Raw genomic sequence first — 14270 nt, 5'->3', positions numbered from 1 at the left:
GCTTTTTTTGTCGTCAATTTTAATGACGCTTGGAAATAAAAATTTTGAACCGCTTTCTGCGTAATTAAACTTAAGGAGGTGAGAAAGTGACGATTGCAGATGAGGTTATCCAGTTGTTACAACAAGCTGTCCGCCGCGGTGATCAAGATATCTTTTTTCAAGGGCAAGCAAGTGGTTGGTTAGTTTTTGGGCGTCGGGGCAGTGAACGTTACTTTATTGCTGACCTTGATTTGACTCATGGTCGTGCCATAATCAATTACTTCAAATATCAAGCGCAAATGGACTTAAGTGAACAGTGGCGACCGCAAATTGGTGCCTGGCATTATCAAACAACCCAATTAGAACTTGATTTACGTTTGACCAGTGTAGGTGACTTTCATCATCAGGAGACTTTAGTCATTCGCCTATTGACCGAAATTCCGAAAACTTACCGGTTTATTAATGCTGCCCGCTATACTTCATTAACTAAATTATTGAATCGGCGCGGCCTAATTCTTTTCTCTGGCCCTACTGGTTCAGGGAAAACAACCTTGATGTATTATTTGGCGCAAAAATTAGCTGCCAGCCAAACGATTCTAACTATCGAGGATCCACCGGAGATGGTGGCCCCGGAATTTATTCAGCTACAAGTTAATTCTCAAGCGCTAATGTCTTATCAAGCCTTACTGCAAATCAGTTTACGATTACGTCCAGATGTTTTAATTATTGGTGAGATTCGTGATGAGCTTTCGGCACAAATGGCTGCTCAGGCTGCTTTAAGTGGACATTTGGTTTTAGCAACCGTTCATGCGCGTACTAGTGGTGGCGTTATTCAGCGTTTGCAAGAATTGCAATTGAGTGTAACAACGCTTAAAACTTGTTTAACAGCCTGTTGCTATCAACGCTTAATTCCGCTTAATTTTCAGCAGCAGTCTGATGATCAGGACCGTCAGGGCGAGTTGGCACTTAATTTAGATCTGTTATGTGGTGACCCGCTGCTGGCGACTATTATCCAACCACAACAGACCTTACAAAATTGGCAGGCAGATCTGCAGGCGGCACGAAAAGATGGTCTTATCAGCGCAGAAACTTTTCAGAAATTCCAATACGGCTAAGCAATTATTCCTTAAACCGGCAGAACTGGTCGATTTCTTAACCCTCAGTGGTCAATTATTAGCTGGTGGTTTTACCCAGAATGAGTTACTTCTAATTACTAGTGATTTACAGGTGCTTAAGGCTGAACAGATTCAAATTGTTGAGCAGCAGTTACAAGCTGGTGCTAGTTTGGCAACGGCGTTAAGTCCCTTGATCAAGTCGCAAAATTTACTAGCGCAATTGCAAATTGCTGAAGGTCAGGATGCGTTAAGTCGTTGTTGCTTAGATAATGCGAATTTATTGGCGGAACAACAGAAACAGCGGCGTCAATTGCATAGTCTTTTGATTTATCCAATTATTTTATTTACGCTATTGCTAGGTTTAACAGGCTTTGTCCGGCTCTTTTTGCAACCGCAATTAGCTGTTTTGAATGATGGCCCGATGTCCACGCCGCTGGCAATTAAAATGTTGCGAATTGCTGGTTTAATTTTGCTGGGGTTTGTTTTTGTGGGCACGGTTTATTATGCGCGCTTATCCAAACTGGCCCGATTACGACAGCAACTACACTGGCCACTTGTTGGCCATTTGTACCGTTATTATTTGAGCTACGTGATTTGTACCGACTTAAGTCATTTACGAAAGAGTGGTCGTTCACTGGCAGAAATTCTCGCGTTGCTAAGCGATTTACAGCCGAAGTCATTACAGGCAATTTTAGCGCGACAAACTCAAGAAAAATTACTGACTGGACAGTCATTGAAGTGCATTTTACAAGCCGAATCGTTATTACCATCGGAATTAAACTTACTGCTAGGTGCTCATGCAACTGCTGCGATTCAGACAGTCGAATTACAGACAATTGCACAGCAAAATTATCAAAAACTAGTTCAAGGTTTAGAACGGCTTTTAGATCAAATCCAACCCTGTTTATTTGTGCTGATTGCATTATTTTTAGGCGGTACTTATTTACAAATTCTTTTGCCAATTTATCAGATTATGAAAGGATTTTAACTATGAAGAGTAAATTATTTAACCGACACCAACCACGAGCAGCATTTACTTTAATTGAAATGAGTTTGGTGCTACTAATTATTGCGTTATTATTGTTGATTATGATTCCAAATATTGCCCAACAGAAAAATAAAGCCAGTGCCCAAATTGACCAGGCCTTTGTTAAAAATATGGAGACGCAAACAACACTTTACCAAACATCGGAAAATGGGACTGCTAGTTGGGATACACTCGAAAAATCAGGCTACATCAGCGGTGATCAACGCAAAAAAGCTGAATCACTTAATTTAGTCATTAAAAGCGATGGTAGTATTGCGACTAGTAAATAATTCATCGCGCTGCTCAGGCTTTACACTTTTAGAAATGAGCCTAGTTCTGCTGATTATTAGCAGTGGGTTATTTGTTTTAGGTGCTAATCATGCTTGGCAGCCTGCCAGCAAATTGCAGGAAAGATTGGCGGTACAACAATTTATTAGACTGTATGAGAATGCTGTTAATTACAGTTTGACTCACCGAACAAGGACCACAATTGTGGTGCATGACAGCGAAAAGAAAGTCTTAGTTGCCGATACAACGGGTAAATGGCATCAGAAAATTTATTATCCAGCTAGTTTAACGTTTACGAGCCAAGGCAGTACCAAAATAGAAATTTACAAAGGTAAAGTCAAAACACCGAAGACTTTAAAATTTTCTGGTAAAAATGGTGTGTATGTACTAACAACTCAATTATATTGGGGGCGATTGCGTGTTAAGTAACCGTAAAAAATCAGCATTTCTATTATTAGAATCGTGCCTTAATTTGAGCATAATGCTGGTGCTTAGTTTATTGTTATCCGGATTGGTGCTGACAAATGAATATCAAATGCAACAAAATCGACAAACGTTCCAAGAATTGGTGGCAGAAAATAAACAGCTTAAATTGGAATTGGCGGATGGCCAACGGGTTCCCTAAGTTTGACTCAGAACGACGAGCTGCATTTACATTGCTAGAGACGGCGCTCGCATTATTTATTTTGTGTTTGTCGCTGCAGCTAGCCTGTGGTCATTTGACCCTCGCCAAGAAGCTACAGACTAAGATTACTCAGTCTGATCATATTGAAACGCAATTAGCGACAATCCAGTTAGAACAATTTTTAGCAGAAATGGCTATTGTTGATATTAAATTAAATGGTCGTGAGGTTTGTCTGGTCAATCGTCAGCAGGCCGCTAAAAGCTATAAATTACAACTGCGAAAAAAAGCGCATGAAGTGATTGTAACCAATTGGGATAATCAAGGCTATATGCTGCTGTGGTACCGCGTGGATACAGTGAAATTTACTTATCAGGCACCACTTCTAAAAATGACCTTAACAATGACCGATGGTGAAAAACTGCAGCATTATTTCTTAGTACCGCCAAAGCAATCATTGGAGGAGTGATGAAACAACAACGAGGAAGCCTTACCATTTTAACTTTAGTCATGTTAACTTTTAGTTTACTACTCATTTATTTTGTAAATGATTATTATGCTCGCCAAAATTTTGACTATCAAAATTTGATTTATTATTATCGCCAGCAAAACGTTAAATTAAAGCGCTTAATCAATGATGAACAGTGATTTTTACTAAGAAACGTTTTTAGAAAGATGCTTGCATATCTTTAAACTTATCGGTAAAATGGCTACTAGGTTCATCATTGATTGGAGTGACTGGATGGCAACGCATTTAAATGACATAAAAAAAATTTATCAACAAACTGATGAAGCTGTCAATCTTTTACAATCAGCGTTGAATACTGATTATCTAACTGCCTTAAGTGAGACATTGGCGAATCTTGTTCAAAAAACAGTCCATGTAGAGAATGAGGCGCCAAATCAGGAAACAGTTGCAAAATTACATCAATTATATCGGGAGATTAAGTGGGCTAATTTAACTAGTGAGCAGCGGCTGGCATTAGGTCAATTATTGATTTTTCGCCGACAACAGGTTGATAAGCCTCAAGCCAATTTTCAAGCAACCCCGAGCACAATCGGTGTTTTAATTAGCTTAGTAGCAACAGTCGTATTTGGTCGGCAACAGTCATCATTAAAGATTACTGATCCAGTAGTGGGGACGGGCAGTTTATTACTAACTGTTGGTCAACAATTACAACGGATTTATCCCGAACTATCCCTAATTGGTTTGGATAATAATGATGAACTATTAGCGTTAGCCGCTGCTTGGGCTGACTTTCTAAACGACAAGTTAATGCTAGTTCATCAAGATGCTTTAACGCCTTGGTTGACTGAACAAAAACCGAATTTAGTGATTGCTGATTTACCAGTGGGCTATTATCCACTAGATTCTCGGGCCAGTGAATTCGAACTGCATGCCAAAAGTGGTCATTCGTTTGCACACTATTTGTTGCTAGAGCAAAGCATTAATGCTTTGCCTAACGCTGGTTGGGGAATCTTTGTCGTGCCAGCTAATTTGTTCGAAAGTGATGCTGCTTTAACGTTGTTACGTTGGCTCACCAAGCATGCTTTCTTGCAAATGTCCTTAAGCCTACCTAAAAGTGCGTTTCAGGATGGTACGGCTGATAAAGCAATTATTGTTTTGCAAAAGCATGGTGCGCGAGCTAAGCAAGCTAAAGAGGTATTAATTGCTAATGTACCTGATATGAATCAAATTGATGCAATGCGCCGTTTTTCCCAGCAGATGCAACTTTGGGCAACGGAAAATTTATAGAGGAGATTGACACATGGTTAAAATTTTAGCAGTAAACGCAGGAAGCTCAACTTTAAAATGGAAACTATTTGAAATGCCGGCTGAACAGGAAATTGCTTCAGGGATGGTTGATCGCTTAGGATTACCAGGATCAGTTTTTTCAGTTAAATTTAATGGTCAGAAAACAAAAGAAAAAATCGATATTCCTGATCAAGAAACTGCTGTTTCAATGTTACTGCAGCGTTTATCAGACTCAGGTATTATTAATGATTTAAGCGAAATTAAAGGTGTTGGCCATCGAGTTGTTGCTGGTGGTGAATTCTTCAAGGAATCGGCCGAAGTTACACCAGAAAATTTGAAAAAAATTGAAGAGCTAGCTGATTATGCACCACTTCATAATCCTAACGAAGCCAAGGGCATTATTGCCTTTGAACACAAACTCCCTCATGCAAAGCAAGTTGCCGTTTTTGATACTTCTTTCCATACGACTATGCCCGAAGAAAACTATTTATACAGTATCCCGTTAGATTACTATCATAAATATGGTGCCCGTAAATATGGGGCGCATGGTACTAGTCATCGTTATGTTTCCGCTCGTGCTGCTGAAATCCTTGGTGTGCCATTAGCACAGCAAAGAATGATCACAATGCACTTAGGTAGTGGTGTATCTTTGACGGCAATCAAGGATGGCAAATCATTTGATACTTCAATGGGCTTTACCCCATTAGCAGGTGTGACCATGAGTACGCGTTCTGGTGATATTGATGCTTCGCTGGTCGCCTTCCTGATGGAAAAGTTAAATATTACTGATCCTAATCAAATGGTTGATATTTTAAATAAGAAATCTGGCTTACTCGGCTTATCTGGTTTGTCACCTGATATGCGTGACTTACTAGCTAGTCGGTCTGAACGACCAGAATCTGACTTAGCGATTAAGGTTTTTGTTAATCGAATCGTGAAGTACATTGGTTCATATATTGCCGAAATGGGTGGCGTTGATACTTTAGTCTTTACTGCTGGGATGGGTGAAGGTTCAATTCCAGTTCGGAAGATGATTGTTGATCAACTTGGCTTCATTGGTGCCAAGCTCGATGAAAAGGCCAATGAAGTTCAAGCCGTTGAGCAAATTATTTCCGCACCTGATTCAAAAGTTAAAATTATGATTGTGCCAACAAACGAAGAGTTAATGATCGTTCGAGATGTGGTTCGACTAACCGGATTGGCCGCTAAATAACAATTTAAATAATAGGGCAGCTAGCTCAGCTAATTGAGTTACTGCTCTTTTTGTTTTAGACTATAAGTAATAAGTTGAAAACAGGTGTGAATTTTGTGGGGAGTGTTGTTAATGTCACCAACATATTTATGGTTGGCGCTGGTAATTGTTATCTTTGATTTGGTGGCGTTATTTACGAATTTAGTCAAACTCACATATCACGCACGTTGGTCGTTGCCACGTTTAGTGATTGGGACTGTTCTGGCGGCTGGATTAGTTGCGCTAATTGTGACAGTTCAACAGCATCAAGATTTAGTTCAACTCATCATTTTGAGTACTTTTTTATTAACGGTCTTAACTTGGATGCTCATTCGTAAAGGTTTGGGTAAGAAGTATGTGCTCCTTTCGTTAAGTACCAATGGCCTAAAAGATTGGCGGGCAATTCGTGATTTTCGAGTGACTAAATTGACTGAACAAACAAGTCAATTAATTTTGATTGATTTTACACAGCGTGAGTATAAATTGATTATTAATCAAAGTGTGACAGGTTTGACCGATTTTGTGCAACACCATTTATCTAGAAGTAAGCTACATTAATTGCAAAATAAGCATTGATTAATCGCTTTAAATCATGACTTACTGGCGCCATTAGCACTAGCAAAAAAATGGAGGATTTAATTTGAATAACGAATATCGCGGGGTTGTTTTCTTTGATCTAGATGGTACTTTACTTAATGAAAATTCAGTGGTCAGTCCGGCCGTTGGTCAAGCAATCAAAGCTTTACGTAAAAACGGTTATTTACCAGTAATTAATACTGGACGGTCACCACTGGAAATTGTGGCTGCTCGAGAAGCAACAGGAATTGACACCTTTGTTTCCTTAAATGGTTGTTATATCGAACATCGGCTGCAGTCAGTTTATCAAGGAAAAATTGAAACAGAAATCATTCAGCGAGTGGTCGCTTTAGCCACTAAACTAGGTGACCAAGTTGCTTTTTATACGACTGATCAAATTAAAGCAACGGCTCATAGTGAGCGTCTGGCTAGCGCGTATAATTTGATTCATACGCCAATTCCAGCAGTTGCACCTGATTTTTATCTGCATCATGATATATTAATGCTATTGTTATTGACGGCTGATCACGATCAGGACTATCACCAGCAATTACCTGAGTTAACTTATTATCGTAATAGTCCTTTTTCAATTGATACCGTTCGCCGTGGCAATTCTAAAATGCATGGTATCAAAACGTTGATGAACAATCTGAATTTGAATGGTTTGCCGACGTATGCTTTTGGCGATGGCCCTAATGATATCCCAATGTTGAGTTACGTTGATCATGCAGTTGTAATGGCAAATGGGATTCCTGAAGCTAAGGCACAAGCAGAATTTATTACGCAAAGTAACCGTGAGGATGGAATCGTTGCTGGGTTACGGCATTACGAATTAATTTAGTGGCGTGAGCTGAATGAAGCTGAACCTGAATTGGCGACACTGTTTACAAGGAGCCGCCGTGCTGCTACTGACAATGGCAATCTTGGAATTAAGCCCACAACATCAAGTTAAGTAAGTTGTAGTGAGACGATTTCCTGATCGTTGGCCACTGCATTTTTGGTAGCTTCATGTTATAATATTGAAGTGCCAAATTTGGGGGTGTTCTGGATTCGACATGTGTATCTGTGCGCGAATTGCATTCCGTAGGTTACGTCTACGTTAAAACGTTACAGTTTATATAACTGCAAACAAACAAAATTCTTACGCAGTAGCTGCCTAAAAACCAGCTAGCGTGATCCTGCTGAATTTGCCTAAGGTTCAGATTTTGGGTCTCAAATTAATTAGGCTACACTTAGTTACGCGGTCCGAATAATTAAGAGGAGCTTAGCAGACTCGTTGTTAATGGTTAGCCCGGTGGTGCGGCGCGCATTAATGACTAAATTTTAAATAGTACTACTATGAATGTAGACGTTGGCGTGGCAGTACGCATGGACAGGGGTTCAATTCCCCTCACCTCCATACTAAAAAAGTCTGATTAATCTTAAAAGATTAATCAGACTTTTTTAGTATTTCATTAATATTAGGCGCGTTTCTTTTTCGATAATCGGGGTGTGTTTATAATAGTGATGTCGTAGTCGGTTTATAATAAATTAGAAATGAATAAATATTCTGAGAACTGATTGAGAAAACGGTTTATTTTTTATAAATTCCTTGGCTTGAGTTAATAATTCAGCGGTTAAACATGATATACTAGAAATATCTAGGAGGAAATGCGTATGATCAATGCTCTTTTTGGTGGTGGCTTATTTTTATTTGGGTTAGTATTTTTGTTTCACCCAGCTAAGCAACCAACTAATATGTTAAGTTATAAAACGGCTTTGGCAACGAGCACATCTAGTGGCTTTTATTTGGCACAACGTTGGTGCCGTAATACTTTATTGTTACTTGGTCTGATTCAGATTAGCCTTGGGGCGATGATCAACCATTTTCAATTAAATAATCTGGTACTATTATGGTTATTGGCAATCGTTATCGGCTCTTGGTTAAGTTTTCGTTACTTAGAGCATAAATTACGCCAGTATCTAATGCGAATTGGTCACTTGCCACAAAAGTATCAGTTCCATAAATAAATCGTCAAATATTTTTCACATTAAGCTGGCTTTTTGAAAAAAACTGGGTATTTACATGAATATCCCCAAATTGCTAGTTTTTTTATTTATAATGAATTAAACGGGGGCATGAATTATGAAATTACTTATGGTGGAAGATAATACGTCAGTTTCAGAAATGATGGGTATGTTTTTTCAAAAGGAAAATTGGCAGGCTGTGTTTGCCTATGATGGCAACGAGGCAATGGCCAAGTTTAAAGCAGATCCTGATGGTTGGGATATGATTACGCTTGACTTAAACTTACCCGGAAAAGATGGTATGCAAGTTGCCAAGGAAATTCGGGAAATTTCTAAAACTGTGCCAATTATTATGTTAACGGCACGTGATAGTGAAAGTGATCAAGTGCTTGGTTTAGAACTAGGGGCTGATGATTATGTAACGAAGCCATTTAGTCCAATTACTTTGATTGCTAGAATCAAGGCAATTCATCGCCGAGCTGATTTGGCTAATGACCAGCATGAGTCAAGTTCAGAAGAAGTTGAACTTAATCAGGGTCAGTTTGATGTGATGACTGATCATTTTAAGCTAAGCTCTAAAACACGCGAAGCTTTCTTAAATGGCAAAGAAATTCCTGGTTTGACACCAAAAGAATTTGACTTACTGAAAACCTTGGCCAAGAAGCCACGTCAGGTTTTCTCACGCGAACAATTGTTAGAGTTAGTTTGGGACTATGAATATTATGGTGACGAGCGTACCGTTGACGCCCATATTAAAAAATTAAGACAAAAAATCGAAAAAGTTGGGCCACAAGTGATTCAGACCGTATGGGGGGTCGGTTATAAATTCGATGATTCGGAAGTAGGTCGTTAATGAAACTAATTTATCAACAAATGATTGGCTTTTTTGTCGTCATTTTTACCACTTTACTGATCGTTAGTGCGGCGATTATTAATTATAATAATCGCCAGGCATACGAAACAAATTGGCGTCAACTGGAAGGTTACGCTCGTAATTTTGGTGAAATTTTTACGGAAAAAGATGCCCAAACGGGATCGTATACCCCAATTTCAACAGACTTCTTAAATGAAGTTCAAGTTGTTTTGCAAGACGATCAAGTCGTTTATGTTGTTTATAGTGCGGATAATCAAGTGATTTATCCCAATACTGTGATCAATAAGGCCTTGCCTGAAAGTGTTTGGAAAGAGCTAAAGGCCGGTAAAGTTATTCGAATGCAAACCAATCGAACCTCCAATCAGACAACGACTGAAAAGGGTCCTGCAATTGGTAATGGCGCTGAACTTTCTTATGTGATTTATCCGTGGTTTGATAGTAATAAGAAGTTTGTTGGTGCCATGTACATTGGTTCGCGAGTGACGCGCATCAAGTCCAGTATGCGAGAAATGGAACGTAATTTATTGGTAGCACTGGGTATCTCACTACTGGTTGCTTTGGCATTAAGCTATTTGTTGGCACATTTTTACATTCGGCGAATCAATCGGCTTCGTTCGGCAACTAGAGCTGTCGCTAACGGCAACTTCGATGTGGAATTAGTTTCTCGCGGTCGTGATGAAATTGATGATTTGGCCAGTGATTTCAACAAAATGGTTCATTCATTGGATGAGTCCAATCGTGAAATTGCTCGCCAAGAGGAACGGCGTAAAGAGTTTATGGCAAATGCCGCTCACGAAATGCGGACGCCATTGACAACTATCAATGGGTTATTAGAGGGGTTAGCCTATGATGCAATCCCTGAAGCAGCCAAGGGTAAAAGTATTGAGTTAATGCAAAATGAAACTAAGCGGTTGATTCGTTTGGTCAACGAAAATCTTGATTATGAAAAGATTCGCGCTAATCAAATTGTCTTGAATAAGCGAACTTTTAATGGGACTGAAGCATTAAGCAATATTGTGAGCCAGTTAACCAAAAAGGCAGCTGCTGCTGGTGATCAACTAGTGTTAACCACTACTGAACCGGTTAATGTTTATGCAGATTATGACCGCTTTGTGCAGGTGATTTTCAATATTACTCAAAATGCTGTTCAATTTACTGAGAACGGCCAAGTAACCTTAACCATTAAAGCTTTAGCGACTGGTACTGAAGTTAAAATCAGCGACAATGGCTTAGGGATGAGTGATGATCAACTGAAGAATATTTGGGAACGGTATTATAAGGCCGATCCGTCACGGAAAAACACCAAGTATGGTGAGTCTGGTTTAGGTCTGGCAATTGTTCATTCTTTAGTGGAACAACACTATGGTCAAATTACCGTCGAAAGTGAACTTCATCAAGGCTCGACCTTTACCGTCACTTTCCCTAATGAAGTTGAGGCAGCACGCTTAGCTGGTCATTCAAAACGAATTAAGCCTAAGCAGGATGAGGCTGATCAAGGCAGTAATTAAGGTGTCACGTTGATCCTCTAGATTAGTTCTTCCTGTTCAGAGAAGCTGAATCGACATAAAAAAAGACTTGTAAAACCAAATTTGGTTTTACAAGTCTTTTTTTTTAGCAGTAGGCTGGAAATGACTGCGTAGATTTAGAACAAAGCAATTTAATTATTTTTGCGAAGTAGTCGTTGCCTTTTTACTGTTCGTTTTATCTTTTGTACTTGTTTTGTTCTGACTCATATCGGGAAATTCTTCAATGTCGGCCTTAGAATCAGTCATTTCCGGTGCATCAGTATGGTACATCCCGGTAGTGCTGTGGCCAAACTGACTATACAGTGAGGTCGAGCTATTGCCCAGGGCCTTACGCTTATTAAGTAGTTCATTAATTTGATCAAGATAATTATAATTCTCTGGATTAACAGGAATGAAGTTATTCGGCGTGTAAAACCGTAGTAAATTTTTGTAATTCAAAGAGTCTGAAAGTGAAAGGGCTTCGGTCACTTGGTCTTGGAGCTGATCAATTTCGTTGACCTGCTCCTCAGTTAAATCAGTTAGGATAGCGCCAGTTTGATTATCATAAACGGTACTTTTAGCACCTTTTCCACCAAGGACAGTATACTTGTCAGAAACAAAATTGTTATTTCGGAAGGCCACTAATTGTTGATGCTGCTTAGAAAGAAGATCTTGACCGAACATAACATAATCGTCGGTTTTCTGTCCGAGCAAGTGGAGAAGGGTTGGTAAAACGTCAATTTCACCGCCGTATTGTTTTTGGATACCACCTTTTAAGCCATCCATATGGAAAATCAAGGGCACTCGTTGCAGTTGCGCATTGTCGAAGGCGGTCCAAGTATCTGTTTGCTCTTGGTTATTTGTTTGGTCAAGTAAGGGGGCCAAGGAAGTGTTATCTTTATTAGAAAGGCCATAATGGTCACCATAAAGCATAATTAAAGAATTTTTGGATAAGCCGGAAGTATCTAGATAATTGAAAAATTCCTTTAATGATTCATCGAGATAGTGAGCAGTTACGAAATAGTTATTGACCACGGTATCAGAAGTATCAGTGGTTTGAAAATTAGTATCGTCCTCGGAAAGGGTAAAAGGCGTGTGATTGGTGACGGTTAAGAATTTGGTATAGAACGGTTGCTGGAGTTGTTCTAAATATTTAATACTTTCCGCAAATAATAATTTATCTTTGATGCCGTAAGCTGTCAGTGTATTTGGGGCGGCGTCATAATAATTTTGATCAAAGAAGTAATCGTAGCCAAAATTCTTATAAACATGATTACGATTCCAGAAACTGCCGACATTGCCATGGAAAACTGCGCTAGTATAATCGGCATTTTGCTTGAGGATTGTTGGTGCTGCCTGATAAGTGTTATCAGAACCTAGCGTTGTAAAAGCTGAACCCTCAGGTAGGCCAAAAATACTATTTTCTAGCATATTTTCTGCATCGGCAGTTCGTCCTTGACCAACTTGGTGGAAGAAATTTTCGAAGCTAAGCGAATTTTTATCGTGATACAAACTATTTAAGAACGGGGTTACTTCTTGACCATTCACTTTAAAGTCAATTAAGAATTGCTGAAAACTTTCCAAATGAATGATGATGACGTTTTTGCCGTTAGCCTTGCCAAAATAATTGACATTGGCTGGCACCTGATGCTTTTTAGTGTAATCAAGAATTTTATTAATATCAGTCCCATCAGCGGACGCACGAATCTGATTATTCTGGGCTGTTTTCACACTGTCGTAAACCATGAATGTATCGATCCCCAGATATTTAACAATGTAATTACGATCGAAAGTTCTAGTCAACAATTGTGGCCGATTAGTCTCACTTAAGGTTAAGTTTAACAGGAAGACAAAAACACCAATGGTCGTGGCTGTGAAAGCCCGTTTGCTGGTGAACTTGTGCGGATCAAACTTCAGCCAGCCCCGAGCCAATGCCAAAATTAACACCACAATATCGCCTAAAAGAAAAATGTCATGCCATTGCAGCAGCGAAGCAGTACTTTTGCCAAGGCCGTTAGCAACTTTGCCAACACTAAAAATGGTGTTAAAGGTTAGAAAATCAGTTGCTGACCGATAGTAGACAACATTGCTAAAGAGGATCAGACTGCTTAAAATATAGATAGATAGCATGACAATGTAACTGACTTTTGGCCGTTTAAAATAAAGCCCAAATGAGATCAGTAGGACTGAAGTGCCAAGTGGATTGAAGATCATTAACAAATGTTGCAGAATATCCGCGGCACCTAAGGAAAAGTCAACGTAGTAAGCTAGGGCAGTTTTGACCCACAGTAAAAGAACTAGCAAACCGAAGAAACCGAGTCGCGTTTGTAGCCAGCGACTAACTAGATTTTTTTTCAAAGTTAAAACCTCACACATATAATGTCTATATTTTACAATTTTTTAGCAGTGATTAGCAATTTTTACGAGAAATCGGTTAGATTCTTAATGATTTTACAAGCAAAATAGTCAGCTTTTTACTAAATTAACCACTCAGCTCTCATTCTTTAACAAGTCGCTGGCGGGGATTCTCAGGCGAAATCTTTAATTTTTATAAAATAAGTAAAATTGCGCTGTTTTTTGAACAAGTTTTGGTAAACTTAGGCATGACATAAGGGAAGGGTTGCCATGTATTTATTAGGTCCGCTTTATCGTGTGGTGGCAGATAACTATCAAGCACGAATTAATCATTTTCCATTAATTAAGCTTATTTTTTATAGCCTTGATAAGGCCTTGATTTATTTTATTCTATTTTTAATCCTGCGAATTATTTACTTGCGCGTCAAACAACGGCCTTGGCATTGGCGACGAGAAATTTTAGTGGGGTTCTTTACCTTTTATTTGCTATTATTGTTGGCGTTGACCGTTTTTCGAGGAATTTATTTTCCTTGGCAAATGACAATTTATTGGCAGCGTCCTTTGAGCGTGATCAATGTTCAGCCGTTGACTGAAACGATTAAATTACAATATGGTCAATCAATTATTGATTTTGTTTACAATTTTTATGGGAATATTCTTTGGTTTATTCCTTTTGGTATGTTGCAGCCCTTGTTACAGCACCGCCGACCTCATTTTTTCAGTACCGTTCTACTGGGGATGCTATTATCTCTTTCCATTGAAACGCTGCAGTTTTTCTTAGCAACAGGTGTCGCCGATATTGACGACTTAATTTTTAATACGCTGGGGACAGTTTTGGGCTATGGGCTCTATTGGCTGTTTTTACGACCATTTTTCCGTTGTAATTGATGGTTTTCATTAATTATGGCTTGTCCGATCGTTAAAAAAGCGAGCTT

Annotated in this window: 15 protein-coding genes and 1 other RNA gene; 15 read left to right on the top strand and 1 reads right to left on the bottom strand. The window is 39.1% G+C overall.

Going from position 1 to position 14270, the window contains the following annotated elements:
- Nucleotides 1-86: 86 nt before the first annotated feature.
- From comGA to EKM81_RS01525, 14 genes are all read left to right on the top strand, one after another.
- Nucleotides 87-1094 carry a competence type IV pilus ATPase ComGA gene (comGA, locus tag EKM81_RS01590; protein ID WP_125647425.1) on the top strand — a complete coding sequence of 336 codons (1008 nt, stop codon included), beginning with the start codon at nucleotides 87-89 and terminating at the stop codon, nucleotides 1092-1094.
- Nucleotides 1048-2082: a type II secretion system F family protein gene (locus EKM81_RS01585; RefSeq protein WP_125647422.1), complete on the top strand. Its 1035-nt coding sequence runs from the start codon at nucleotides 1048-1050 to the stop codon at nucleotides 2080-2082. The genes comGA and EKM81_RS01585 overlap by 47 nt, the downstream gene beginning before the upstream one ends.
- A 2-nt stretch (nucleotides 2083-2084) precedes the next feature.
- Nucleotides 2085-2411: a competence type IV pilus major pilin ComGC gene (gene comGC / locus EKM81_RS01580; protein ID WP_125647419.1), complete on the top strand. Its 327-nt coding sequence runs from the start codon at nucleotides 2085-2087 to the stop codon at nucleotides 2409-2411.
- Entirely contained in the window at nucleotides 2386-2838 is a 453-nt protein-coding gene (locus EKM81_RS01575; protein WP_125647416.1) for a prepilin-type N-terminal cleavage/methylation domain-containing protein, read from the top strand. The genes comGC and EKM81_RS01575 overlap by 26 nt, the downstream gene beginning before the upstream one ends.
- 95 nt (nucleotides 2839-2933) lie before the next feature.
- Nucleotides 2934-3500 carry a ComGF family competence protein gene (locus tag EKM81_RS01570; RefSeq protein ID WP_125647413.1) on the top strand — a complete coding sequence of 189 codons (567 nt, stop codon included), beginning with the start codon at nucleotides 2934-2936 and terminating at the stop codon, nucleotides 3498-3500.
- Complete coding sequence (locus tag EKM81_RS01565; protein ID WP_125647410.1) at nucleotides 3500-3679, top strand: hypothetical protein; 180 nt, start codon at nucleotides 3500-3502, stop codon at nucleotides 3677-3679. Before EKM81_RS01570 ends, EKM81_RS01565 begins: the two co-directional genes overlap by 1 nt.
- A gap of 94 nt (nucleotides 3680-3773) precedes the next feature.
- The gene (locus EKM81_RS01560) at nucleotides 3774-4787 is read left to right on the top strand and encodes a class I SAM-dependent methyltransferase (protein WP_164509155.1); all 1014 of its coding nucleotides are present in this window, start codon (nucleotides 3774-3776) and stop codon (nucleotides 4785-4787) included.
- Nucleotides 4788-4800: 13 nt separating this feature from the next.
- Nucleotides 4801-6000, top strand: coding sequence for an acetate/propionate family kinase (locus EKM81_RS01555; RefSeq protein ID WP_125647404.1), 1200 nt, complete (start codon nucleotides 4801-4803; stop codon nucleotides 5998-6000).
- Nucleotides 6001-6111: 111 nt separating this feature from the next.
- Nucleotides 6112-6576 (top strand): hypothetical protein, encoded by a 465-nt coding sequence (locus EKM81_RS01550; protein WP_125647401.1) that lies wholly within the window; start codon nucleotides 6112-6114, stop codon nucleotides 6574-6576.
- A gap of 82 nt (nucleotides 6577-6658) precedes the next feature.
- A complete protein-coding gene (locus tag EKM81_RS01545) occupies nucleotides 6659-7435 on the top strand; it encodes a Cof-type HAD-IIB family hydrolase (protein ID WP_125647398.1) in 777 nt (258 codons plus the stop codon).
- Nucleotides 7436-7629: 194 nt separating this feature from the next.
- Nucleotides 7630-7996: a transfer-messenger RNA gene (gene ssrA / locus EKM81_RS01540) on the top strand.
- Between the two features lie 254 nt (nucleotides 7997-8250).
- Nucleotides 8251-8604 (top strand): hypothetical protein, encoded by a 354-nt coding sequence (locus tag EKM81_RS01535; RefSeq protein WP_125647395.1) that lies wholly within the window; start codon nucleotides 8251-8253, stop codon nucleotides 8602-8604.
- Nucleotides 8605-8719: 115 nt separating this feature from the next.
- Complete coding sequence (locus EKM81_RS01530) at nucleotides 8720-9454, top strand: response regulator transcription factor (protein WP_125647392.1); 735 nt, start codon at nucleotides 8720-8722, stop codon at nucleotides 9452-9454.
- Nucleotides 9454-10983: a sensor histidine kinase gene (locus EKM81_RS01525; RefSeq protein WP_125647389.1), complete on the top strand. Its 1530-nt coding sequence runs from the start codon at nucleotides 9454-9456 to the stop codon at nucleotides 10981-10983. Before EKM81_RS01530 ends, EKM81_RS01525 begins: the two co-directional genes overlap by 1 nt.
- Nucleotides 10984-11136: 153 nt before the next feature.
- On the opposite strand, the gene EKM81_RS01520 is transcribed toward EKM81_RS01525, so the two are convergent.
- Nucleotides 11137-13338 carry an LTA synthase family protein gene (locus EKM81_RS01520; protein ID WP_125647386.1) on the bottom strand — a complete coding sequence of 734 codons (2202 nt, stop codon included), beginning with the start codon at nucleotides 13336-13338 and terminating at the stop codon, nucleotides 11137-11139.
- A 267-nt stretch (nucleotides 13339-13605) separates the two neighbouring features.
- On the opposite strand from EKM81_RS01520, the gene EKM81_RS01515 reads away from it, so the two are divergent.
- Nucleotides 13606-14223 (top strand): VanZ family protein, encoded by a 618-nt coding sequence (locus EKM81_RS01515; protein WP_125647382.1) that lies wholly within the window; start codon nucleotides 13606-13608, stop codon nucleotides 14221-14223.
- The last annotated feature ends 47 nt before the right edge of the window (nucleotides 14224-14270 follow it).

Source organism: Lapidilactobacillus gannanensis, from assembly GCF_003946675.1.
Taxonomy (GTDB): Bacteria; Bacillota; Bacilli; order Lactobacillales; family Lactobacillaceae; genus Lapidilactobacillus; species Lapidilactobacillus gannanensis.
The sequence above is the reverse complement of the archived record's forward strand: the minus strand, read 5'-3'. Positions and strand labels throughout refer to the sequence as shown.

Coding starts and splice junctions, on each gene's coding strand:
- EKM81_RS01585 (WP_125647422.1), top strand. CDS start 1,048: ATGGTCTTATCAGCGCAGAAACTTTTCAGAAATTCCAATACGGCTAAG.
- comGC (WP_125647419.1), top strand. CDS start 2,085: ATGAAGAGTAAATTATTTAACCGACACCAACCACGAGCAGCATTTACT.
- EKM81_RS01575 (WP_125647416.1), top strand. CDS start 2,386: ATGGTAGTATTGCGACTAGTAAATAATTCATCGCGCTGCTCAGGCTTT.
- EKM81_RS01570 (WP_125647413.1), top strand. CDS start 2,934: ATGAATATCAAATGCAACAAAATCGACAAACGTTCCAAGAATTGGTGG.
- EKM81_RS01565 (WP_125647410.1), top strand. CDS start 3,500: ATGAAACAACAACGAGGAAGCCTTACCATTTTAACTTTAGTCATGTTA.
- EKM81_RS01560 (WP_164509155.1), top strand. CDS start 3,774: ATGGCAACGCATTTAAATGACATAAAAAAAATTTATCAACAAACTGAT.
- EKM81_RS01555 (WP_125647404.1), top strand. CDS start 4,801: ATGGTTAAAATTTTAGCAGTAAACGCAGGAAGCTCAACTTTAAAATGG.
- EKM81_RS01550 (WP_125647401.1), top strand. CDS start 6,112: ATGTCACCAACATATTTATGGTTGGCGCTGGTAATTGTTATCTTTGAT.
- EKM81_RS01535 (WP_125647395.1), top strand. CDS start 8,251: ATGATCAATGCTCTTTTTGGTGGTGGCTTATTTTTATTTGGGTTAGTA.
- EKM81_RS01530 (WP_125647392.1), top strand. CDS start 8,720: ATGAAATTACTTATGGTGGAAGATAATACGTCAGTTTCAGAAATGATG.
- EKM81_RS01525 (WP_125647389.1), top strand. CDS start 9,454: ATGAAACTAATTTATCAACAAATGATTGGCTTTTTTGTCGTCATTTTT.
- EKM81_RS01515 (WP_125647382.1), top strand. CDS start 13,606: ATGTATTTATTAGGTCCGCTTTATCGTGTGGTGGCAGATAACTATCAA.